The sequence below is a fragment of the Paenibacillus sp. FSL W8-0426 genome (genome assembly GCF_037969725.1).
Lineage (GTDB): Bacteria > Bacillota > Bacilli > Paenibacillales > Paenibacillaceae > Paenibacillus > Paenibacillus hubeiensis.
Genome location: NZ_CP150203.1, coordinates 2,597,310 through 2,612,523 on the forward strand (window position 1 = coordinate 2,597,310; position 15,214 = coordinate 2,612,523).

General features: G+C 54.9%; 14 protein-coding genes. 7 read left to right on the plus strand and 7 right to left on the minus strand.

Annotated elements, in window-relative coordinates:
• Positions 1-396 precede the first annotated feature (396 nt).
• The 7 genes from MKY59_RS12035 (at position 397) to MKY59_RS12065 (ending at position 8,349) form a co-directional block, all read left to right on the plus strand.
• Complete coding sequence (locus MKY59_RS12035) at positions 397-1,551, plus strand: type III polyketide synthase (RefSeq protein ID WP_339277782.1); 1,155 nt, start codon at positions 397-399, stop codon at positions 1,549-1,551.
• Positions 1,538-2,293, plus strand: coding sequence for a methyltransferase domain-containing protein (locus MKY59_RS12040; RefSeq protein ID WP_339277784.1), 756 nt, complete (start codon positions 1,538-1,540; stop codon positions 2,291-2,293). The genes MKY59_RS12035 and MKY59_RS12040 overlap by 14 nt, the downstream gene beginning before the upstream one ends.
• 22 nt (positions 2,294-2,315) lie before the next feature.
• Positions 2,316-3,527, plus strand: a complete 1,212-nt coding sequence (locus MKY59_RS12045; protein WP_339277786.1) for an FAD-dependent oxidoreductase — start codon at positions 2,316-2,318, stop codon at positions 3,525-3,527.
• A 24-nt stretch (positions 3,528-3,551) separates the two neighbouring features.
• Entirely contained in the window at positions 3,552-5,765 is a 2,214-nt protein-coding gene (locus tag MKY59_RS12050) for an MMPL family transporter (RefSeq protein ID WP_339277788.1), read from the plus strand.
• 12 nt (positions 5,766-5,777) lie between these two features.
• On the plus strand, positions 5,778-6,086 hold the full coding sequence (locus MKY59_RS12055) for a hypothetical protein (RefSeq protein ID WP_339277790.1): 309 nt from the start codon (positions 5,778-5,780) through the stop codon (positions 6,084-6,086).
• A gap of 7 nt (positions 6,087-6,093) precedes the next feature.
• Entirely contained in the window at positions 6,094-7,113 is a 1,020-nt protein-coding gene (locus MKY59_RS12060) for an alpha/beta hydrolase family protein (protein ID WP_339277792.1), read from the plus strand.
• A 117-nt stretch (positions 7,114-7,230) separates the two neighbouring features.
• Positions 7,231-8,349, plus strand: coding sequence for a GDSL-type esterase/lipase family protein (locus MKY59_RS12065; protein ID WP_339278373.1), 1,119 nt, complete (start codon positions 7,231-7,233; stop codon positions 8,347-8,349).
• A 153-nt stretch (positions 8,350-8,502) separates the two neighbouring features.
• Here MKY59_RS12065 and MKY59_RS12070 read toward each other — a convergent pair whose 3' ends face one another.
• The 7 genes from MKY59_RS12070 to MKY59_RS12100 form a co-directional block, all read right to left on the minus strand.
• The gene (locus tag MKY59_RS12070; RefSeq protein WP_339277794.1) at positions 8,503-9,174 is read right to left on the minus strand and encodes a metal-dependent hydrolase; all 672 of its coding nucleotides are present in this window, start codon (positions 9,172-9,174) and stop codon (positions 8,503-8,505) included.
• Between the two features lie 113 nt (positions 9,175-9,287).
• Positions 9,288-9,680, minus strand: coding sequence for a monovalent cation/H(+) antiporter subunit G (gene mnhG / locus MKY59_RS12075; protein WP_339277796.1), 393 nt, complete (start codon positions 9,678-9,680; stop codon positions 9,288-9,290).
• The gene (locus MKY59_RS12080) at positions 9,664-9,948 is read right to left on the minus strand and encodes a Na(+)/H(+) antiporter subunit F1 (protein WP_339277798.1); all 285 of its coding nucleotides are present in this window, start codon (positions 9,946-9,948) and stop codon (positions 9,664-9,666) included. The genes mnhG and MKY59_RS12080 overlap by 17 nt, the downstream gene beginning before the upstream one ends.
• Positions 9,948-10,424 carry a Na+/H+ antiporter subunit E gene (locus MKY59_RS12085; RefSeq protein WP_339277799.1) on the minus strand — a complete coding sequence of 159 codons (477 nt, stop codon included), beginning with the start codon at positions 10,422-10,424 and terminating at the stop codon, positions 9,948-9,950. The genes MKY59_RS12080 and MKY59_RS12085 overlap by 1 nt, the downstream gene beginning before the upstream one ends.
• Before the next feature lie 6 nt (positions 10,425-10,430).
• Entirely contained in the window at positions 10,431-11,912 is a 1,482-nt protein-coding gene (locus MKY59_RS12090; protein ID WP_339277801.1) for a Na+/H+ antiporter subunit D, read from the minus strand.
• Positions 11,905-12,243, minus strand: coding sequence for a Na(+)/H(+) antiporter subunit C (locus MKY59_RS12095; protein ID WP_236419454.1), 339 nt, complete (start codon positions 12,241-12,243; stop codon positions 11,905-11,907). The genes MKY59_RS12090 and MKY59_RS12095 overlap by 8 nt, the downstream gene beginning before the upstream one ends.
• A gap of 1 nt (position 12,244) precedes the next feature.
• Entirely contained in the window at positions 12,245-15,211 is a 2,967-nt protein-coding gene (locus MKY59_RS12100) for a Na+/H+ antiporter subunit A (protein WP_339277802.1), read from the minus strand.
• Positions 15,212-15,214 lie beyond the last annotated feature (3 nt).

Sequence of the window (15,214 nt, forward strand, 5' to 3'; positions counted from 1 at the left end):
GATTATCCGCATATTAGTTGTTGAAGGGGGGGAAGCACATGCCGCAAGGCATGTGCTTCCCCCCCTTTTTGCGCTGGAAACATAATACGGCTCAAACGCGAATAGACTTGTACCATATCTTACGCACGAGTGATCTATATAGGTTGAACTAGCATTTACACGATAACGGAGAGGACAGAAAGAATCTGGAGAAGCGAAGCGGTTCTAAAAGCTTTCTGAAAGAAAGCTGCTTCGGAAGCACAGGCTTATCACCGGATTTTACCCTTGAAAAGGGATTAAAAAAATCTGGGGATAAGGGCGAACGGAAGATGGTTCTGACCACGTAGTAGCTCCGTGTAAAAATCATTGGTTGAACTTATGTGTCAGAATAAGGCGGAATGAAGGGGGACAAGCGACATGAACCAGCATGCAGGGATGGCGAGCGCCGGAATTCTGGGCATCGGGACGGCGCTGCCGGAGCATCGCATCGAACAGAAGGACGTTGCGTCAAGGTTAGCCGTGGCATTGGCGGACGAGCCTGATTCCAGAAGGTGGGCGAAAAGGATTTTCAATCAGTGCGGCGTTGAAACGAGGTATACGTGCGAGCCGAATTTGCTTGAACCGGTGGAGGGGTGCCGGTATTTGTATTCAACCTCATCAGAGAACGTTCCGCTGACCCGGGAACGCATGGACAAATACAAGGCGGCGGCCATTCCGCTTGGGATGGAGGCTGCCACCCGCGCGCTGGAGGACGCCGCGGTGGCTCCTGCCGAGATTAGCCACCTGATCACGGTGAGCTGCACAGGGCAGTTTCTGCCCGGCCTGGACGTACGGATCGTTCAACAGCTGGAGCTGCATCCCGGCGTACAGCGCATTCCGCTTGTGTTTCAAGGCTGCGCTGCCGGACTAAAGGCCATTCAAATGGCCAATGCCATCGTAAGATCAGACCCGAACGCCAAGGCGTTGATCGTGTGCGTGGAGCTCTGCACCTTGCATTTTCAACCATCGGCCAAGCGGGACGACCTGTATGCGGCATCGTTTTTCGGCGACGGCGCATCGGCGTGTATCGTGGGATCAGCGGACTTCGGAAACGGCGACCTGTTCGAATTGGGCGAGGGAGACTCCGTGCTTCTTCCTGCCTGCTCCGAAGAAATGATATGGGAAGTCGGCAATACCGGCTTTGATCTGTATCTGTCTCCGCAAATTCCAAGGCTGTTGGAACATCATCTCGGGAAGGCTGCGGAACGTGTGCTGGCGAGGGGTGAACGACCGGACATTTGGGCGATCCATCCGGGAGGCCGGGGCATCGTGGATGCCGTGCAGAAGCTGTACGGCTTGTCGGACGAGCAGGTTTCGTACAGCCGGAGCATATTGCGGGATTACGGCAACCTGTCGTCGGTCACGATTATGTTTGTACTTCATGCGATCAGAGAGGGCTACAGAAATACCCTCCAAACTTCCCGCGGCATTGCGCTTGCGTTCGGGCCGGGAATTACGGCCGAAATGTTGCCTTTTACCTACGTTCCATCCCGAGTGCCCGAACCGGAGCCTGTCCATCATGGCCGGCTTTAACTGGTTGGCAGAAAGAGCGACCCGACCGGAACTCATGGATGAACCGGCCATGGGTGCAGGAACGGAACTCAGGCAGGCTCACCGCCATCTGCGGTGGCTGAATCACATTTTTGCCGCTTCGCGCCCCACCTTGTACGGCATACAACGCCTTTGGGTGCATGCTGGTAAACCGGAGACGTTGTCCATCGCAGATATCGGCGCAGGTGCCGGAGACATCAACCGCCGCATCTTGCGCTGGGCAGACGGCAACCGCATTGACATGACCATCGAGCTGATCGATTTGACCATGGAGGCCTGTGAAGAGGCGAAGGTTTTATTCGCCGATGAACCGCGGATCAGGGTCAGGCAGCATGACGTTTTCGAGCTGGACAAAGGCAGTGCCGATATTGTGACCTGTGCGCAATTTCTGCATCATTTTCATGAGGAAGACGTTCCGCGCGTAGTCACTCGTATGCTGGACATATCCCGGATCGGACTGGCCATCAACGACATTCATCGCCACTGGTTGGCGTGGGCCGCCGTGTGGATGACAACCAGGCTGATTTCGCGAAACCGCTATATCCGTCACGACGGTCCGCTATCGGTGGCCAAAGGGTTTCGCGGAAGCGACTGGGAACGATTGCGTGCCGTCCTGCCTGACGGTCAAGCCATGCAATACGCTTGGCGGCCGTTGTTCAGATATGCGGTCATTCTGCCAAAGATGAGCACAGCATGGGGGAAGGGAGCCGGAATTCAACAGTGAAGGGCGAAAGAAGGGAACCTGGATGACAAAACAGGTGGACGCGGCCATCATCGGCGGCGGCATTGCCGGCAGCAGTCTGGCCATCGATTTGGCTCGCAAAGGCTGGAGCACTTTAGTGCTGGACCAGAAGGTGTTCCCCAGACACAAATCGTGCGGGGAGTTCATGAGCCCGGAAACCGGGCAGATGCTGGCCATGCTGGGGCTGGCCGAGCTGTCTCGAGAACTGCAGCCGGCCATCATTCGGGAGGCTGCCTTGATCTTTGAACATGGAGCCCGCGTCAGCATGCCGCTCCCTGGGGAAGCATGGGGCATAAGCCGCTACGCCCTTGACTTGAAGCTGCATGAGGCTGCTTTGGAGGCGGGCGCGGAGATATGGGAAGGATGCAAGGTAGAAGGCATTGCCGAAATCCGGAGTGAACGGAGCAGGTATCCTTTGGAGAATACGGCGTACCGGTTGAACGTTGACCATCATGGACAATCGTGCATCATCGAAGCGCGGGTTGCATTCGGTGCGTGGGGCTCCCGCAGACCGAGCCGTCTGCTTCCGGCCAACGATAAGAACGCCGTAAAGGGAAAAACGGCCCGCAGAACGACAATGGGCCAACATCCCGACCAGGTTGGGGTAAAACTCCATTATGAAGGGATCACGGGCGGCGAGGCCGTCGAATTGTATTTCTGCGAGGGCGGTTACGTCGGAATTGCTCCGATCGAAAAACAGCGGCTTAACGTCGCCGCCCTGCTGGATCTGCGGACCGTTCAAAAATGGGGGAAAAGCGTGGCCGAAATCATCGATGCGGCAGCATCCACGAATAAGGCCCTCGCCGACAGGCTCGAAGGAGGCATTCCGATTGCGGACACGTCCACGGCCCAGTCTCCTGTCCGGATCACCTCCCGCCCGGAGCCATGGGGAACCGTGCCGCATATCGGTGATGCCGCCATGGTCATCCCGCCGCTGTGCGGGGACGGGATGTCGATTGCGCTCCGCTCGGCGCTTCAGGCAAGCAGCGTCGCCGAGCTGTATTTAAACGGAAGCATTTCGCATGACGGTTGGAAACGAAAGCATATCAGCCGATTGCAGCGCGAGTTTGGAAGGGTGTTAAAGGTTGGCGGACTGCTGCAAGCAGCTAGCCGGGTGCCGATTCTAACAAAGATGGCTCCCGGAGCCCTTCGGCTGTTCCCTCCTCTGCGCGGCTGGATGGTGAGGGCAACACGTCTGAAAGAAACGGAACGATGAATCTGATCATGAAGGAGCATGGATATGGTTTATCGCCGCCTTGCTTTCTTGATATGCCGATATCCGTGGTTCATCATGGTCTGTTGGGCATTCATTATCGCGATGTCAGCGGTCTGGGCGCTGCGGCTGCCGGACGTTGTGCAGGATCACGGGTTGAAGGTGGTTAATGGTGAGGGGGAACGCGTGCAGCGTGCTTTGAAGCAGGAGTTCGGCATGCCGATGGAGCCCGTCATCGTTGTGTTTGATAAAAATGCCAACACGCCTCATGCCGAATTCGTGGAATGGATCAAGCAGCATATCGAGCGAATGCGCGCTCTGCCGGACGTAAAATCGGTCATTTCGCCTTTCGAGCTTGGCGGAAACCGGATGTTTCAGGAGCACATGGCAGTGGTCTTTCTCGACTATGGCGATCTACCTGCCCGGCAAATGAGGGCACCGCTTGCCGAACTTCGCTCGGTCATGAAACAGGATGCGCATGGAACGATCAGTCTCACCGGCAAAAAGGTGGTGCAGCAGGACGTAAACGCCCTGAGCTTTCGTGATCTGGAGCATGCCGAATGGTTTGGGCTGCCGCTTGCCTTGCTTGTTCTGTGTTATGCATTCCGTGGACTGCGTGCAGCCTGCTTGGCCGTATCCATGGGTATCGCCGCCGTCGTTGTTGCCATGGGAGCTCTGGCTTTGCTGGGTCATTGCATGGAATTATCGAATTTTGTCATTAACGTCATTCCTATGGTCGGCATGGCGCTGAGTTTGGATTTTGCGTTAATTCTGCTGGGACGGTGTCGGGAAGAGTGGCACGGGGAGGGAGGCCTGGGGCAGTCAGGCATGGAGCGAATGATGCAGCAGACGCTTCGGACCGCGGGAAGAGCCGTCCTGTTTTCCGCGGCATGCGTACTGCTCGGCCTGATCGGATTGTTATGGATCCGGCTGCCGATGTTCGCAAGTGTTGCCCTTGGAGCCATCGCCGCGTTGATTGTATCGGTGCTGTTGAATTTTACCTTGCTGCCGGCGATCGCATGTTTGTATGCGCGGCATATGTTTGGCAGTAAACGCGGCGTAATCCTTCCTGATAAAACGGCTTCCAAATCCGCATGGCAGCGCTGGTCCGGTTATGTCATGAAACATCCTGTTCGCATGGCGCTGCTTGGCTCGGGCGCGCTGCTGCTGTGCGTGCTGCCGGTTCAGCACATGGAGCTTTCGGTACCCGATGCCGCCTCGTTGCCCGTATCAGCGGAATCCCGCATCGCGGCAGAACGTTTGCAGCAGTCATTTTCGGATCCGGATGTCTCGGTAATCGATATTCTGATCGGAGCAAGGGAAGAGAGATTGACCGCGGCGGACTGGAGGGCAGCTGCGGAGCTGGTGCAGCGGCTCTCCCGGGATCACGGCGTGGTTGAAGTCGAGAGCGCGTGGGGGAAATCGGCCGTCGCTTTTCCTGAATACATGACCGGGAAGCCGGGGGTTGCAAGTTCGCGGAAAGTGTCGGCGGAGCAGCGGAAAACTTGGCTGCGCAGCCATGCCTCGACCCATGCCATCCGTATGTCCGCCGTGATTCGAGGAGTGCCCGGTTCCACGGAAGCCACGGATTGGATCGAGCGGATGAAAACGACGGATGCGCAGGCGATCCCCGCAAACGTTAACGTTCTTTACGGGGGAGAAGCCGTGTACCAGGCGGAGATCATGCAGCAGGTGAAGGCCGGTTTGCCCAAGGTGCTCGTGTTTGTCGTCGTTTCCAATTACATCGTGCTGCTCGCGGCATTTCGTTCATTGTTGATTCCGATCAAAGCGATCCTGATGAATTTGCTTAGCCTGGCCGCATCCTTCGGGATTCTTGCCGTCGTATTTAATCAGGGGCACCTTGGTATAGAGGCTACGCCGATTGCCATCATGATTCCGGCATTCATCGCCGGCCTCGTGTTTGGCATTTCCATGGATTACGGCGTGTTCATGCTCTCTCGAATCCAGGAAGCCTATCGGCTTACGGGGAACAGCGACCTGGCGGTACAGCGCGGACTGGCTTCTTCGGGACGGCTGATTACGTCGGCCGCGACCATTTTGCTGGCGGTGACGATTCCGTTTGCCTTCGGGGACGTGTCGGGCGTGAAGCAATTGGGCGTCGGCATTACGGCCGCGGTAATCATCGACGTAACCGTCATCCGGCTGATCCTTGTTCCGGCGTTGATGAAACTGATGGGCAGATGGAACTGGTGGCTGCCTGGTTGTATCCCGGGACGTTAAGCTGAATTTTTCATGCTGCAAGGGGAGCTTGGAACAGGAACAAGGATGATTTACGAGAAAAGGCATGGAGTTATGTTGGGGGAAAAGGAGCTGTGTCCAGGCAAGGACATAAAGCTCCTTTTTGCGCGGGATTTCGGGAGAAAAGACGGTGATGGAGCAAAGTGCGTTCCGATGCCATCAGCTAACTTGAATTTACCGGATAAGAGGGCAACGATGTTCAACTTCCGCCGCCGGCATCTGTTCTATAATGATTGGAAAAAGAGGGTAGGCCCATGTCTTGATGTTCAAAGAGGGCTTCCGGCCGACCTGAGGAGGGAATGAAAAAACGATGTCGGATATTGAAGCTTACTTGCAAAGACACACTCGTTCAGGCGGACGATTATCTTATCAACCCGAACAGTCTGTTCAACGTTGGAGCAGCCTGCTGCGCGAAAGCCTGGTAGCGAGGCTGGGCGGATTCCCTGCGGTTCACGCCGAGCTGGACCCTGCCCTGCTGGAACGCACGAAGTGTGACGGGTATACGCGGGAACGCATCGAAATCACGACGTTTCAAGGCCTGCGCATGCCGCTGTATCTGTTGATTCCCGACGAAGCCGTCGCTTCCGGTACCCCGCGTTCGGCGATCGTGGCGTGCCACGGGCATGGATACGGGAGCCGTGAAATATCGGGACTGGAACCGGATGGGTCCGATCGGGCGGGGGACCCCGGGCTGCACAAAGATTTTGCGGTTGCGTTGGTGCGTAGAGGGCATGTCGTGGCTGCACCGGAGCTGCTTGGTTTCGGCGATCGCAGACTGAAGGAGGATCGGGACGCGCCGCCGGGAACGAGTTCCTGCACGCGGATTGCCCTTCATCTGCTTATGGCCGGGCACACGCTTGCGGGCCATCGGGTGTATGAAACGAGCCGGGTGTTCGATTACTTGTCTACCCGTTCCGAGGTGGATGACCGGAGAATCGGCAGTATGGGCATATCGGGCGGTGGATTGGTCACGGCTTTTACGGCGGCGGTGGATGAACGATGCCGCGCGGCCGTTGTGAGCGGGTATGCCAGCACGTTCCATGGCAGCATCCTGGACAGAAACCATTGTCTGGACAACTATATTCCGGGCATTTTGCAGGATGCGGATTTGCCGGACTTGATCGGCCTGATTGCGCCAAGGCCGCTCTTCATTGAATCGGGCGACGAAGATCGGGTATTTCCGCAAACGGCCGCAAGGGAGGCATATGCAAGATTGAAGGAAATCTATGGTCAGGCGGGTGCCGAAACCGTGCTGGATGCGGATTTTTTTGCGGGTGGGCATGAAATTGGCGGGACAAGGGCATACGACTGGCTTGATCGCGTTTTATGATGCTGACGTGAAATGGAAGTGGAGCAGTCGCGTTATAACGAAAAAACGAGGGGAGATGTTTGGATGAAACGGTTCCGTTGGAAAACATGTTTGCTTGGCGTGGCCATGGCGGCTGTCATGTTAAGCAGTCCATTTGGTGCAGGCGGATCAGGCATTATGCACGCGGCAGCGGGCGAGTACAAGTTCGATTTCGGCGCAGGAAGCGTTGAGAACGGTTACATTGGCGTGTCGGCGACAGAAGCTTATACCGCCGCTAAAGGTTACGGATTCAATATACCCGGGAATATGCGCAATGTGTCCGCATCCGGAACAGGCGTTGCGAGCGATGCCGTACAGTTCCTGACGTATGGTACAAAGAGCACGAATACGTTTAACGTGGATTTGCCGAATGGATTATATGAAGTAAACGTCGTATTGGGTAACACGGCCAGAGCAAGTGTGGCCGCCGAAGGCGTGTTTCAATTGATCAACATGACGGGCAACGGTGCTGTCGATTCATTTCAGATCCCGGTGACGGATGGCCAGCTTAATCTGCTCGTGACGGAGGGGAAGGCAGGAACGGCGTTTACGCTGAGCGCATTGGAAATCCGGAAACTGTCCGACCAGGCCGTAACCAACCGGACCATTTATATCGGCGGGGATTCGACCGTTGCCAATTATTATCCGTTGGACACCAGCGTGCAGGGCGGGTGGGGACAGTTATTTCCGGCGTATGTGGACGAAAATGTTTTCCAGGTGCGCAACTTGGCCTCAGGGGGACAGATTGCGAGAGGTTTCCGGGATGATGGACAGATGGAGGCGATTCTGCAATATTTGAAGCCGGGCGATGTTTTTATTTTGCAGCTGGGCATCAATGACACCAACACCAAAAACAATACGACCGAAGCCGAGTTTAAGGAGATCATGCGCGACATGGTGCAGCAAGCGAAGGGAAAGGGCGCAACCGTGGTCCTTTCGACGCCTCAGGGACGTGCGACTGACTTCGACGCGAGCGGCGTGCACAGAGCGGAGGGCCGCTGGTACAGCAATGCCACCCGTGCGTTGGCGCAAGAGGAAGGCGTGATGCTGGTGGACCTGAACAGGCTTAGCTCGGCATATTTCACGGCCATCGGGCCGGATGCCACGCTGGCTTTGTACATGGCCGGAGATACGCTGCATCCGAATCGCGCAGGCGCCGCCCAGTTGGCACGGATCGTTTCGGAGGAGCTGGCTAGGCAGGGGCTAAACGGATTTTAATGTTTATCAACATCGTACCCTTGAAATTTGGAGCACCGGTCACCACCTATGCTTTTAACAAAAAAAGCTCCAGCCAAGTACCGACGATTCGCGTCGGCATCTTGCTGGGGCTATCTGTATGACGGAGACTTTACTGCAATTGCAGTATTCCGTTCACTGCGAAATATGGAGATACTGGCCTTGGCCGGGGATGATGGTAAGATGGTCAATCCGGACGTAGTAATTCCAGTGAAAGGGTACGTTTGCGGGATAAACGGTAATGTATTCAGGATGTTCGGCAGCGTAACGTTTATGCAAAATAGCGTTAATCGTTCCGTTGGAGATGCTTAATGCGGTCACAAACAGAATGACAAGCATGACAGCGATCGTGGCGGCAGGAGGTCTTTTTTTCCATATCACCATGCTAATGACCGCAATACCAAACAATATGGAGATGATAAGTTCGTTCATTTCATTCAAAATGCTAAAGTTCTGTTCTTCGTGAACGAACGGATACAACAAATTGACTCCATTACCGAGAAAGTCGATCAACAGATGGCCGATGAACAAGGCAGCCATGGCGCTGACCCAAGCCGCCATCCAGCGGACGTGCAATGTTTTTCGGATAACCCATGCAAAGGCTGCACCGACGAAAGGCACGGTGATCAGCGAATGGAGGTAAACGTCTCCGAAGAACTTTGTGATATCGGGAGTAATGGAAATAAGCGCGCCAAGCATACCTGCATTGATGTACGTTTTGAGTGAGGACAACCATTTATCAAGCGTGAGAAGAAGGATTGCAGCACCCGTAATCAAATGTACTCCCATGTGAAGAATGATGCTCATCGTATTACATGCCTCCGAATATTAACGATATCGAACAATGGTATGCCTCTATCGTACTATACCATTATTCCAAAAGATAGATGATTTGGGATTTATCCTATTGAATCCATATCTCACTCTATCCTGTCTTTCGCTTCATGATTCATCTTTTTGCCTTTGAGCAAAGGCTCCAGTTCATCCTGTACGCTTTGTTCCCATAACGGCACATCGGAGCGGTATGCTGCACGTCCATTCAGATGCCCGGCAACAGGGGCTGTAAGGAAAACGAACACGATGCCGAGCACTACACGTGCACTGATGTATCCATCGTAAAACCAGAAGAACAGGAACGTGCCGCCAAGCACGCACAGCACGCCGAGCGTGGTGCTTTTGGTCGCCGCATGTGCCCTGAGATAGACATCAGGCAGACGGATGAGGCCAAAAGCGCTGAGCGCACTGAGAACTGCGCCAAGCAAAACGAGAAACCCGATGACGAATCCGGCTATTCCGTTAACGATCCCGTTCATGTTTGAACACCGCCCCTCGTTCAATGTAACGCGCGAAAGCTACCGTGCCAAGAAAAGCCAGAATGCCGATCAGCAAAATAATGTCCAGATATGCCTGCGTGTGCTGCATCATGGACAGGACGGCAACCATGGCGATGACGTTGATGCCGATCGTATCCAGGGCGGTTATGCGGTCCGCCATGGAAGGACCGCGCAGGACACGGTACAAGCATCCCAAAATCGCGAGCGACAGGATAAGCAGCGATATGAACAATACCGTCGATAACATTAGCGCGTCACCTCCATGATGGCTTTTTCGAACGTACTGCGAATGTTTTCTCTTAGCTGCTGTTCGTCCTGAATATCCAGGGCGTGGATGAACAGGGTGCGCTGGTTGCCCGAAATTTCGAGCGGAAGGGAACCGGGAGTCAGCGAAATCAGTAAACAAAGCAGTGTAATTTCCCAATCGGAGGTCAGCTGTGTCTGGTACGTGAAAATCCCGGGTTGGATGCTTAACTTCGGTTTAACGATTTCCCGGATCACCCCATAGCTGGCCCGGATCAGCTCCCTGAGCAGCAGGAACAACAATTTGACGATGGCCCACACCCGCACGATGTAGAAGCGTTGGGGAAAGAAACGGCGCATGCTGCCGATGAGCAGTAGACCGAGCAGGTAACCAGCGAGAAAGCCAACCCCGCTCCAGGAATTGTTGAGAAACATCCATACAAAGGCAATGATCAGGTTTAGTACGATTTGGAAGGCCAATGGCATCTACTCCTTTGCCAGTACGGCATCGATGTAAATATTCGGATGAAGCAGAATGTCGCCAGCGCGTGCCGTCAATCGAAACATTCCTTCGGCACCAATGCCCATGGACAGAATGAACACGAACAGCACCCCTGCAGGAATCAGCAGTCCGTTCACGGCGTAAGGGCGCCTGATGGATCCTTTGGGCGGCTCCCCCCAGAAGGCCTGAATGAAAATGCGCAAGACGGAGTACAGCATCAGCAGGCTGGAGAGCACCGCAATTCCGGTCAAGCCGTACAATCCGGCTTCCAGCCCTCCTTCGAACAGCAGCAGTTTGCCGGGAAACCCGCTAAAGGGCGGAATGCCCGCAAGTGCCAGCGCGCTGACAAAAAACATCCAGCCCAGCAGCGGATAACGACGGATCAGTCCGCCCATGCGGTCAAGCCTGGATGTGCCCGCCACCGCAATCAACGCGCCGCCGAGCAGGAAGAGCAGCGTTTTGATCAGCATGTCATGCAGCATGTAGAACAGCAGTCCTTCCAGCGCCGGGCGGCTTGCCGACGCCATGCCGAAGGCGACGAAACCGACGCCGGCGACGACGTTGTAGATCAGGATTTTGTTGACGTCCCGGTAAGAGATGGCACCGATGACGCCTAGCAGCATCGTTGCTCCTGCCATCCATCCGATGAGGGCATTGAAAAAATCCGGGTCATGGTAAAAAATGAGCGTAAACGTACGCACGATGGCGTAAAGCCCGACTTTGGTGAGCAATCCGGCGAATAACGCCGTGACGACAGCCGGCGGGGCAGCATACGAACCCGACAGCCAAAAAAACAGGAACAATCCGGCCTTGATGCTGAACACGATCAGAAAGAGTACGCCGATGACCGTAATGATGCCGCTCTGGCCGATTTCCACGATGCGATTGGACAGGTCGGCCATGTTGAGCGTCCCCGTGACCGAATATAGGAACCCAATGGAGGCCACGAACAGGGACGAAGAAACGATGTTGATCAGCACGTATTTGATCGTTTCGCGCAGCTGCCTTTCCGTTCCGCCGAGCACGATCAGGGCATACGAGGAAATCAGCATCAGTTCGAAGCAGACGAACAGGTTGAAGAGGTCTCCGGTGAGGAACGAACCGTTTACGCCTGCAACCAAAAATGCAAAGAACGCATAGAAATGGTGCTCCTCCCGTTCCTCGTTCAAGCTCCGGAATGCATAGAGCAAACAAGCCAGCGCGATCACGGAGGCGGCGACGACGAGCAGTGCTGCAACCATGTCCGCGACAAGCACGATACCGTAAGGGGGCTTCCATCCGCCTACCGCGAGAGTCTGCACGCCATGCTTTGCAACTTGCGTAATGAGCATGAAGGAAGCGACAGTCGTCAGGAGCATGCCCGCTGCGCTGAGTAATTTTTGAACGCGAACGCTCCGAAAGCATAAAATGACGGCGATGCCAGTCAGTAATGGCAGCAGGATCGGAAGTACGACGGCATTATTCATAGGCCCGCCCCCTGACCTCTTCCAGGTCGTCCGTTCTCAATTTCAAATAGGATCGGTAAGATAACACAAAGAAAAAGGCGGTTAAGCCGAAATTGATCACGATCGAGGTCAGAATCAACGCCTGCGGCAGCGGATCTACGTATCGTTCCGCTTGCTCCCCAAGCAGTGGGGGCGCCCCGGTTTTGAGGCTCGGCATCGTGATCAGCAGCAGATGCACGCCGTGCGTCAGGACGGACATGCCGAGCACGATCCGGAGCAGGCTGCGCGACAAGATCAAAAACACGGCAACCGCGAACAGAATGCCCACGGCAACACACATCAATAGTTCCATATCAACGGTCCTCCCCAATCTGCAAAATGATGGTCATTGTGACTCCGAGTACGGCAAGGTAAACGCCAAGATCGAATAACATCGCGGTAGTGAGCTCGGTTTCGCCGAGCAGCGGCAGTTCGAAATATCCGAAGGTTTGGCTAAGAAAAGGCGCGCCGAACAGGAAAGAGCCCGTTCCGGTCAACGCGGCGATCCCGAGGCCAATGCCCGTCAACGTCCGAAAGTCGATGGGCAGCGCTTTGCGGATCGTTTCGGTACTGAAGGCAAGCGCAACAAGCACGAGGGCAGCGGCGGTGACCAGCCCGCCAATGAAACCTCCGCCCGGATTGTGATGGCCGGCAAAGAACAGGTGCAGCGCAAACGTCAAAACGATGAATGTCACAACTTTGGTCGTCGTTTTCAATAACACGTCATTGCTTTGCAACGGAACGGTATCCCAAGCTTGGGCCCGCTTGTGTTCGTGACGCCCGTATTTGCGAGCTTTGCGGTGTTCTTCTTTGTTCCCTTCCGACGGTTCAACGGTTCTTGTTGCTTTTTCTTTTTTGGGAAACGTGAGTCTTGCCCCAAGGTCCCTTGCTTCCAGATTCAGGTTGACCATGGCATAAATGGCCAAGGAAGCAACACCAAGAACCATGATTTCGAGCAGCGTATCGAAGCCGCGGAAGTCGACCAGCAATACATTGACCACGTTTTTGCCGCCGGCAAGATCGTAGCTCTCCCTGATGAAATAATCGGCGATGCTTTGCGGGGAGGCCGTGCCGCTTGCCGCGAGTGCAACAAAGGTCATCGCCACGCCGACGGCGGCGGATACAAGCAGATTGATCCGAAGATAGCCGCGGCTTGACTTGCCTCGCTTCAGTTCGGGCAAATGATAGAAGCAGAGCAGAAACAATGCGACCGATACCGTCTCGACGATCATCTGCGTAAGAGCAAGGTCCGGCGCCCTGAACAGAACGAACAGCAGCGTGACGAGATATCCGACGGCACCGGTCATAATGACTGCCGAGAGTCGGTTTTTGGCAAAAGGAATCGTGACTGCGCCTGCGATGAGCGCGATAAGCAAAACGGCTTCATAGAAGGAAAAGGGAGCCTTTCCCTTGAGATTCCAGACGATGTTTTCGCCCGAGCGGAAAAATGCATAGCCGAGCAAAGCGACGGTAAAGGACAAAATGTAAACGAGATAATTTCTGACCGAACCGTTCATATAGGTTTCCGTCCACCGGCGCGCGTAATGCTGCAACGTATCCAGTACGACGCGATATATATGGTTTATGGTCAGTCCTTGAGGATAGTGGTCGTACACGGCGCGCCATCTCGGAAGCATGCTGTACAATATCACGCCGGACCCAATGACGCCGATCGTCATAAAGAGTTCGGGAGTCCAGCCGTGCCATAAGGAAAAATGTACGTCAAACCGCTCCCGCCCTTGCAGAAGGGAAGGGAGTACCGAAGCCAAAGCCGGTTCGATCAAAGGCCCGCCAACGAGGTTTGGAAGCAATCCACACAGAAGGACCAGGACACCAAGCACCATCGGAGGGACAAGCATGCCCACGGGAGCTTCGTGCAGCTTTCCGGACGGCATGTCGCTGCGAACGCGACCCAGAAACGGTCTGAACGTCAGGATCATTGCGTAAATCAACGTAAATACGCTGGCCAGCCATGCCAAGACAGGCAGCAGCACAGCCCACTCACCAAGCCCGAAAATGCGCAAGTGCGTGACTTCAACCATCGCCTGGAAAAACAACTCTTTGCTGATGAACCCGTTAAACGGGGGAAGCCCTGCCATGGAAAACGCACCAACCAGCGCGATCGTAAACGTTACGGGCATAAAGGAAGCGAGCCCGCCCAGTTTGCGGATGTCTCTTGTGCCCGTTTCGTGATCCACAATGCCTGCTACCATAAACAGGGCAGCTTTGAACGTTGCATGGTTGAACAGATGCAGCAAAGCGGCAGAGGTCGCAACCACATACACTGCGGACGAATCTCCTTTTCCGAAATACAAGGCTGCCGAGCCGATTCCGAACAGGGACATGATCAGCCCGAGTTGCGAAATGGTGGAATAGGCGAGGATGGCTTTAAGATCGTTTTTCTTCACGGCGAGAAACGAACCGTAGCACAGGGTAAGCAGACCCACGCCAGTGACCAGCCAGAACCATACGGCCTCCCCGCCAAAAATGGGCGTGAACCTGGCCACGACGTAGAGACCGGCCTTGACCATGGTCGCCGAATGCAAATATGCGCTGACGGGCGTCGGCGCCTCCATCGCATCGGGGAGCCAGATATGGAACGGGAACTGCGCCGATTTGGTGAATGCGCCAATGAGGATGAGGACCAAGGCCGGCACAAACAGGGCGCTATCTTGGATATTGCCCCATTCCGAAAAAGTTGCCCTGATGCTGAAGGTGCCTGTCATCAGATACAGCATCATGAATCCGGCCAGCATGGCAAAACCGCCGAAGACGGTAATCAGGAACGATTTTTGCGCCCCGGCGGTGGAGGCTTTGCGTTTGTGGTAGAAGGCAATCAGGAGAAATGAAGTAATGCTGGTCAATTCCCAGAAACCGTAGAGCACGATCATATTATCCGACAGCACCACGCCAAGCATGGCTCCCATAAACATGAGCAGGTACAAATAAAAACGGCTTAGCGCATCTTTGCGGTCCATATAATAAATCGAATACAGCACAACCAGCGTTCCGATTCCGCTAATCAGCAAGGAAAGGAGCAGGCTGAGCCCGTCCAGGTACAGATTCAATCCGATATCGAGCGAAGGAATCCATGGAAGAGACCCGGAAACCGGATTTCGGTTCGATACGTCGGGAACGCGGCTTGCGAAATAAGCAAATAAACCGAGCGGGACGAACATGACCGGCCATCCCGGATGTATGCTGCGGATCAAACGGTAACAAGCGGCAAGCGCAACGCCTGCGACGAAAGGGAATAAAACGGCGATGTGAAGCAGGCTCAAAGT

Excerpts from the sequence above, each read along its gene's own strand:
- MKY59_RS12090 (WP_339277801.1), bottom strand. The coding sequence starts at position 11,912 with ATGAATAATGCCGTCGTACTTCCGATCCTGCTGCCATTACTGACTGGC.
- MKY59_RS12095 (WP_236419454.1), bottom strand. The coding sequence starts at position 12,243 with ATGGAACTATTGATGTGTGTTGCCGTGGGCATTCTGTTCGCGGTTGCC.
- MKY59_RS12065 (WP_339278373.1), top strand. The coding sequence starts at position 7,231 with ATGTTAAGCAGTCCATTTGGTGCAGGCGGATCAGGCATTATGCACGCG.
- MKY59_RS12060 (WP_339277792.1), top strand. The coding sequence starts at position 6,094 with ATGTCGGATATTGAAGCTTACTTGCAAAGACACACTCGTTCAGGCGGA.
- MKY59_RS12050 (WP_339277788.1), top strand. The coding sequence starts at position 3,552 with ATGGTTTATCGCCGCCTTGCTTTCTTGATATGCCGATATCCGTGGTTC.
- mnhG (WP_339277796.1), bottom strand. The coding sequence starts at position 9,680 with ATGAACGGGATCGTTAACGGAATAGCCGGATTCGTCATCGGGTTTCTC.
- MKY59_RS12070 (WP_339277794.1), bottom strand. The coding sequence starts at position 9,174 with ATGAGCATCATTCTTCACATGGGAGTACATTTGATTACGGGTGCTGCA.
- MKY59_RS12040 (WP_339277784.1), top strand. The coding sequence starts at position 1,538 with ATGGCCGGCTTTAACTGGTTGGCAGAAAGAGCGACCCGACCGGAACTC.
- MKY59_RS12045 (WP_339277786.1), top strand. The coding sequence starts at position 2,316 with ATGACAAAACAGGTGGACGCGGCCATCATCGGCGGCGGCATTGCCGGC.
- MKY59_RS12055 (WP_339277790.1), top strand. The coding sequence starts at position 5,778 with ATGCTGCAAGGGGAGCTTGGAACAGGAACAAGGATGATTTACGAGAAA.
- MKY59_RS12035 (WP_339277782.1), top strand. The coding sequence starts at position 397 with ATGAACCAGCATGCAGGGATGGCGAGCGCCGGAATTCTGGGCATCGGG.
- MKY59_RS12080 (WP_339277798.1), bottom strand. The coding sequence starts at position 9,948 with ATGTTATCGACGGTATTGTTCATATCGCTGCTTATCCTGTCGCTCGCG.